The 7,019-nt window shown below is 47.3% G+C and carries 7 protein-coding genes and 1 pseudogene; 4 read left to right on the top strand and 4 right to left on the bottom strand.

The window, feature by feature from the left end; translation table 11 throughout:
- Positions 1 to 49: 49 nt before the first annotated feature.
- Together QUA99_RS31920 and QUA99_RS31915 are read right to left on the bottom strand one after the other, a co-directional pair.
- Positions 50 to 310: a hypothetical protein gene (locus QUA99_RS31920; RefSeq protein ID WP_333245361.1), complete on the bottom strand. Its 261-nt coding sequence runs from the start codon at positions 308 to 310 to the stop codon at positions 50 to 52.
- Positions 311 to 417: 107 nt separating this feature from the next.
- Positions 418 to 2,064 carry a DUF6930 domain-containing protein gene (locus QUA99_RS31915; protein ID WP_333245358.1) on the bottom strand — a complete coding sequence of 549 codons (1,647 nt, stop codon included), beginning with the start codon at positions 2,062 to 2,064 and terminating at the stop codon, positions 418 to 420.
- A gap of 245 nt (positions 2,065 to 2,309) precedes the next feature.
- On the opposite strand from QUA99_RS31915, the gene QUA99_RS31910 reads away from it, so the two are divergent.
- From QUA99_RS31910 to QUA99_RS31900, 3 genes are all read left to right on the top strand, one after another.
- Positions 2,310 to 2,663: an iron-sulfur cluster assembly accessory protein gene (locus tag QUA99_RS31910; protein ID WP_333245355.1), complete on the top strand. Its 354-nt coding sequence runs from the start codon at positions 2,310 to 2,312 to the stop codon at positions 2,661 to 2,663.
- Between the two features lie 125 nt (positions 2,664 to 2,788).
- Positions 2,789 to 3,205: a tetratricopeptide repeat protein gene (locus tag QUA99_RS31905; RefSeq protein ID WP_333245352.1), complete on the top strand. Its 417-nt coding sequence runs from the start codon at positions 2,789 to 2,791 to the stop codon at positions 3,203 to 3,205.
- Between the two features lie 196 nt (positions 3,206 to 3,401).
- The gene (locus tag QUA99_RS31900; protein ID WP_332984883.1) at positions 3,402 to 3,599 is read left to right on the top strand and encodes a hypothetical protein; all 198 of its coding nucleotides are present in this window, start codon (positions 3,402 to 3,404) and stop codon (positions 3,597 to 3,599) included.
- Between the two features lie 172 nt (positions 3,600 to 3,771).
- Here the strand turns inward: QUA99_RS31900 and QUA99_RS31895 are convergent, their stop codons facing one another.
- Positions 3,772 to 5,406, bottom strand: coding sequence for a DUF3352 domain-containing protein (locus QUA99_RS31895; protein WP_333245349.1), 1,635 nt, complete (start codon positions 5,404 to 5,406; stop codon positions 3,772 to 3,774).
- 148 nt (positions 5,407 to 5,554) lie between these two features.
- Between QUA99_RS31895 and thyD the strand changes: the two genes are divergently transcribed.
- On the top strand, positions 5,555 to 6,481 hold the full coding sequence (gene thyD, locus QUA99_RS31890; RefSeq protein ID WP_333245346.1) for a thylakoid membrane protein ThyD: 927 nt from the start codon (positions 5,555 to 5,557) through the stop codon (positions 6,479 to 6,481).
- 176 nt (positions 6,482 to 6,657) lie between these two features.
- Here thyD and QUA99_RS31885 read toward each other — a convergent pair.
- A pseudogene (locus tag QUA99_RS31885) lies at positions 6,658 to 6,925 on the bottom strand (IS701 family transposase); the annotation flags it as partial.
- Between the last annotated feature and the right edge of the window lie 94 nt (positions 6,926 to 7,019).

Below are 7,019 nucleotides of genomic sequence, written 5' to 3'. Positions count from 1 at the left end.
TCATATTCTACCATGCTGTGCCTAGATTGTGAACCTTCTTTTTTTGCTGTTACCCCGATTTATTGAGCGGATACAAAATTTCTTCCATTTGTTCCTCGGCAAAAGTTGCCCATTCTTCTTCAAAGTCAATATCTTCTTGGCTGCGGTTTTGATAAAACTTCCGCAACTTATCTTCTATTTGCTTAGCATACCAGAGACGGAGAGCTTGTTCGATCGCCTCCGTCCAATTATCAGTAAGCTGGTCTATTTTATCCGCGAATTCAGCATCAAGGGCGACTAACACTTCTCGCTTTTGAGTAGAATTTGACATAATCATTCTCCTGAATAATTCACACAGTAGGGTGCGCAATGCGCACCTTACATATTACTTTTACATTGTTCCTCTTCCTTCTTCCCTCTTCCCTCTTCCCTCTTCCTTCAAAACATCGGCATCAACTGAAGCGGCCCAATTCCCAAGTCTTTAGCAGACACCCAGCGCACCTCAAACAAAGCGACCATATCCTTAAACTGAGGCTGACCGCGAGAAGCACCCATCAAGCCTTTAGCAATTACCAAACCGCACCAACCGTTAGTAAATTTACAGCGGCGCTCCCACTTTTGGCGAGCTTCCTGATGCACCGGATCGTTTTCATTAAACTCCCCAAACAAATACAGATCCCCATTTTTAGCTTGCAAAATACCCAAGTCGTATTGCTCGTCTTGAAAAGGATCTTCGCCCGGATTAAAACAAATTGCCTTCACTCCTCCAGCTTCCTTCAAATCTTGAATCATAGTTTTCGCCTTCGGATGAGAAGTTTGGATCATCACCACCGGCAAACCATCTCCGGCGCTATTAATATCAATTTCTGCACCTTGGTGAAACTGGGCAGTTGCCCGCAGAAACTCTACCGTTGCCCAAGGTACGACGCCCAGACTCAAAAATGAATTTTGCGGCACCAAATCGTCCCGCAGCAGCGGCATTTCAAATTCATCATCATCCTCATCATCATCGTCATCACCGAGCATCTCTAATAATTCGTCGGACACCTCGGGCATCGTCGAAACTTTAACGGATACCTGTTGAATTTCTCCGTCAGGCTGCGGAACTGGGATGCGGTAGCGGCTGCTAAGACTGGGAAAGGTCTCTGCTCCCAATTTCCGGCGGCCGTTGCGGAAAAAGCGGTGAAATGCTTCGAGAGCAACTAACATCGTGAGGGCTTCTTCTTCGTAAAGAATCGATCGCAATCCTTCTAAAGGATGCAGGTTGCCGAAATTTGGTTCAATTTCCGATGGAGGCAAATCAGCTAAGTCAATTTCGTCCTCGTCGTCGTCCTCATCAATATCTGCTGCACTTTCAAAGGTAACAAACAAACAGTCTTGCCCTAAAAAAGCCTGTTCTAAATCTTCAAAAGATTCATCGTTGACGACTCGTTCTCGAAACCGCTTCAAGGATTCTAGAGAACGGTACAGTAAAACTCCGTAATCCATTCTGCCTTGCCCCAATACGGACACGTAGAGGCTGGCGACATCCCACTGATTGATTTCAATAGATATAATTTGGTGTTCGCTCAAAGTCCGCCACGGAGCGTCTTGCCAAATTTGAGCAGCTTTTTCCATTAAAACTTCAGCATACTGAGGGGGCAAATCAGGAGGTCTGTTGATGGCGACCTCTTCCATGCCGCGAAATATTTCGTCAATTAAGGGCAATTCCGGCACGTAGTCAATGGAAATGCCTAAATCTTGAAGTACGCCCCGCAGATAAAATTGAATTTCTCGGTTTTTGACTACTATTTTTTGGGGGCGGACTGCGGGAGCCGGACTTTGGGGATGTTCCATTGCTCGTAGCAGGGCCCGGACGATCGCCTCTGGGCCGGCATCTGGGCCTACCATGTCCATAGCCCTCACGACTCCTTCGGAGCCATCCACCCAGAGAATGCACTCGCCACCAGCTTCTAGAACGTCATCGTCATCTAGCATCATGTGCGAGTCAGCATTAGATAAGGGTCGGCGATCGCCCTCCCACACGCTGGGAATTTGAGGTAAGTTTTGTAGCCGACGAAGAGTAGAGCGATTCAGCGCTGCCATAGAGTAAGCCCGTTGGGTGAAGCATTGTTGCGGTGCCGGTAGCCGGTCAACCGCTGCTTCTCAATCATAAACCCTATAGGGGGAGAGGACATCGAGCTTGGGAACGAGGCTCCACGGGAATTAAAAATTAAAACCTAAAAATTCTGCCTTCAGCATCTAGCCCTGTGCCTTCTGACGAATGCCTGTACAATGGACGAATAAGATCAAACTCTTAGCATTAAACAGTATCAGGAGTTCGGCAAATTATGACTCAAGCCATTTCACAAAAGCGGGGCATTCAAATGACGGACTCTGCTCTCCGTCAAGTTTTAGCTCTGAGAGAAAAACAAGGTAAAGACCTCTGCTTGCGGGTAGGGGTGCGCCAGGGCGGATGCTCTGGAATGTCCTACGTGATGGATTTCGCAGATCCGAGCACTGTGAAAGCCGACGATGAAGTGTTCGACTACGACGGTTTCCAGGTAGTGTGCGATCGCAAGAGCCTTCTTTATCTCTACGGTTTGGTTCTCGACTTCAGCGATGCTATGATCGGGGGCGGCTTTCAGTTTACTAACCCCAACGCCACTCAAACTTGCGGCTGTGGCAGTTCTTTTTCTACATAAATTGGAAAATAGGGCATTGGGGATTGGTAATTGCTAATTGCTGAGAATGCCTCGGACTGCCTTGCTGCGTCCCGCACCCAATGCTCTTTTCCATCTAAAATCTCAAATCCAAAATCTAAAATCGAATGACCCCTGAAGAATTGTTTAAAGACGGTTTCGATCGCTACCAAGCTGGCGAAGCCCCCGCTAACCTGATCCCCGTGTTTAAAGAAGTGTGCGAGAAAGCTCCCAAAAATGGCAATGCCTGGGCTAGCCTCGCGTGGCTCTACCTGTTGGAAAATAAACCCGCACCGGCTCAAAAGGCAGCCAAAACGGCCGTTAAATTGAACCCTCACGACCCGCAAGCTCGCATCAACCTCGCAGTCGCGATCCTCGACCTCAAAGAGAAAGGAGTGCGCCCCCACGTAGAAGTCGCTCAGCAACTCCTGATGGCTTCCGAAGAGTTGCTCGACGAAGTTAAAAAAAATTTTGAAGAAGGATTAAGCAGAAAACCGGACTGGAAGAGTCTCGCCCGCGTTAAGCAGTGGCTTTTTGAGCCGTAACCGCTCAAACAAGTCAATCGGGGGGCGGGGATCGAGGGAATCGGCTTTGCGGTTTATTACGACATCGTAATAAATCAATAAATAACTTTATGGAAAACTCAGGAAGTCAATGCTAGTATTTGAAAACTTAGACGATTGACAAATCCGCTCAGCGGTTTTCATACTTCACTACCATAATACTAGGAGTTGTAAAGACATGAGCACTGAAAGCCACGTTAACATCAAGCCAGCAACCCGCAACCACAAAGGTTTCTTTATTCAGCCCGCTTCTTACAAGTTGATGAGCATTGATAAGTCCGGCTGGGCATTGATTTGCATGGACAAAGCAGTTTGTCACTATGTAGATCCGGATGATTTGCAATTGCCGAATAAATCGGGAATGTCTGAAGGTTAATTCTGAAGTTTTGAGAGACTTTAAGATGCTTTATTTGAGTAGCTGCCCTCCCTAGAGAGGCAGCAACTTTTTTTTGTCAACTTTTTTTGTCAGAAGCAAGTCCGGCCATGAAGCAGTGTAAGGGATTTAACGGATAGAAGGATAGAAGGAAGAATTACTGATTCCCGATTAGCTAATTGTTAGATTTCTTCAAGGCAAAAAGCATCTCAAGCTGAGCAGTTGTCGGTTGTGTAGAAGCTGTAACTACGCTAACTCCTCGGAGAGAATTGAGGAATTCAGCGACGGGCGGCGAAACTAAATTTGGCTGTACTGCGAGCAAATATTGGTTAGCCCAAGACATGGTTTTTTCCATATCTATATAAAAGTAACCTTGGTTGGCTTGCGGTAAAGAAGTGGCGATCGCCTGAAAACTCGGACTGCTGCTTAGCGGTTGCGGTGGCGTCGAAGTAATCACATCAACTAAAGGCCCGCCGAAAGCTACAAACACAGAATTTTCATTCAGCCAACCGTGCCCGAATAAAGTGCCTTGCTGGGGTATTTGCCACTCCGTAACCTCTTTGCCCTCAACGGTTCTAGGGGCGACGCTGACTGTAGGATTGCTTTTGGCGATCGCATCGAGTTTTTTCAAGGTTGCTTCGGCGGCAGGGCGATCGCTGGTTTCAAAAATCATCGCCGCCCCCATGCCCAATTGAGACAAAATGCCTTGATTGGAACCGATCGCCCCGATCGCAAATTCCCCGTTCATCCAACCAAAAACATCCCGATCCGCATCCAAATCCAACCGCTTAAAACTATCCCTCACCTGCTGAACTCCCCTGTCAACTTCCGGGCTATCTTGTGCCTCGGCGGTTGCTTGCGACCAAATTTTATCTATTCCCTTGCCGCCGACTAAAGCAATAGTTTCATCCGGAAATCTGGGCAACAATTTCGATGCCAATTGTGGATTTTGCTGAACGAATTTAGGGTCTAACTGAGCAATAGTTTTTACCCTCAATCCCTCACTGTCCGCCCCAATTCCCGCAACCAAAGACTTGACTTGTTTGAACTGCGAAAACACGGTCCAAGGCAACTGGATATCTGCGGGCAAATTAGCTTTCAATTGCTCAATTGCCGCAGGATAGTCAGCAATATAAACAGTTGCGATCGGATTCTTGACACCAGCACTCTCTGCAAAAAACTTAGTTGTGCTCTGCTGCGTAGCGAGGGAGGGTTCTCCTTTAAAAGTATCGATCGCCAATTCCACAGGCTTTTTCAAAGGAGCCATCACTAATTGGTCGTTCAGCAAAGCCACACTGTAGCGCTTGCCAGTTGGCTCTGCAATCTCATAAATTTTAACTCCTTTATACTCGGTTTCTTGAGTAGTTGCACCGGGCTGAGATTTTAATTTATTCGCAAAATTCCAAGCGCTAATTTTATTGTTGACGCTGACTACAACCAGCAGCTTAGGAGGCTCGGTTTTCGCCGCAGCATCAGGGGGCAGCAAAGCGACCATCACCCCCCCTAACCAAGGCTTTAAGTCCCTGTCAAAGTCAATTTGAGTGCCTGCCAAGCTTTGTTCTTGAAAGGCGTTCAAACCCTGACCGACCAACTTTTGAGCCCCAGGGGTGCCAAATCGCTGCAACTCGGCCAGCGCTTGGGGATTGGGGGAGATGAACGCGGCCATCATGGCTTCGTCAGGTATAACTTTGGCGCTGTCTTGAGGGTTGAATACTTTGTTCTTCAAACCCTGGAAGTAAAAGTAGACCGCGGCGCTACCTGCTGCGACGATGGAGGCAGCAATTAGAAGCTTTGGTTTTTTTGCAGGCATTGTTTTTAATCCTCGCGTCCTTTATCAGTTTAATGAAAATACACTTGGCTTGTGTGGAGGCGATCGAGGCTGCTCTTGATTTTTGTATAATTCAAAACAAGTTTGGACGATCGTCTAAACTACTGTTGATGTGCATTGCGGGTAAAAAATGAAAGTAGCGATCGCGGGAGCAACGGGATTTGTAGGTAGCCGGCTGGTGGAGAAGCTGCAAGCTGCGGGAAATCAAGTGGTGGTTTTGAGCAGGGATGCGGCGAAGGCTAGCCGAGTTTTTCCGGCTTCAGCTTATCCGAATTTGGAAGTTGTCGCCTACACTCCAGCGGAGTCTGGTGATTGGCAAAAGTCGATCGCGGGCTGCGATGGTGTTGTCAATTTAGCGGGGGTTCCGATTGCGGAGGAAAGGTGGACCCAGGCGCGCCAGCAAGAAATTCTCGACAGTCGCAAACTGACGACGGCAAAATTGGTGGAGGCGATCGTCAATGCTAATCCTAGGCCTTCTGTGTTAGTTAGCGCATCGGCGATCGGCTATTACGGAACCAGCGAAACCGCTGAGTTTGACGAAACGAGCCTCGCGGGAAACGATTTTTTAGCCGCAGTGTGCAAAGACTGGGAAGCAGCCGCCCAACCTGCAAAAAATGCGGGAACGCGGCTAGCAATTTTGCGGCTGGGGATAGTTTTGGGAATGGGAGGCGCGCTGGCAAAAATGCTGCCACCTTTTAAACTATTTGCAGGCGGGCCGATTGGGACAGGAAAACAGTGGTTTTCTTGGGTTCACCGCGAGGATGTGGTTGATTTAATTTTGTACGCTTTGCTAAATTCGCAAGTTCAAGGCGTTTTGAATGCGACAGCACCGAATCCGGTGCGGATGAATGAATTGTGTCAAACTTTAGGGGAAGTTTTGCAGCGGCCTTCTTGGTTGCCGGTGCCAAGTTTTGCTTTAGAAATGCTGTTGGGAGACGGCGCTAAAGTTGTTCTGGAAGGTCAAAAAGTGTTGCCCAAACAAACTTTAGCTAGCGGTTTTCAATATCAATATCCGACGTTGAAATTAGCACTCGAAGAGATTTTATCGGCAAGTTAAATTCCCTCGTTACCCTCGTTTCCCGGCTCTGCTCATTGGTGACAACTTAAGCCTCCAGTCCGCCAGGGACTTAAGTCCCTGGCTAATAGCTTAAGTCTTCGGTCAGAAGACTAATGAGTTTAAAAGTCTTCTTCTGGGTTCTCCTCGCTGTGGACTTAACAGGACTTAAACAAGTTTTAATCCCAAATAAAGCCAAAACTGGCTTTCTCAGAAGCAAATACGTCCGTATTTTCTTGCAACCAGCCAAAAAATCTGTAAGATATAGCTTTTCTAAAAGCTAATAAGGCAGAGCGTAAATGTCGTTAAAGGTTGCTTAACCCACTGCCGACGTAATCCTCCTGTTAACTGATGCCAAATGATAAAAGTATAAGCACAAAATACTAATATCAAATGTCGATTCAGGCTTTTCCTGCTGCTCACTTGATATTCTTTTAGCCCTAGCCAGCATGAGATCCTCACGGTAAAACCCACATTCCGCAGATGTGGGTCGGATTTCTTTATCAGTTGTGAAAACTTGGAAGCCAAACACTTTTAGGCT

It is taken from the genome of Microcoleus sp. F10-B2, assembly GCF_036704965.1.
Lineage (GTDB): Bacteria > Cyanobacteriota > Cyanobacteriia > Cyanobacteriales > Microcoleaceae > Microcoleus.
Note: the sequence above shows the minus strand (reverse complement) of the source record. Positions and strands in the feature narration are given on the sequence as shown.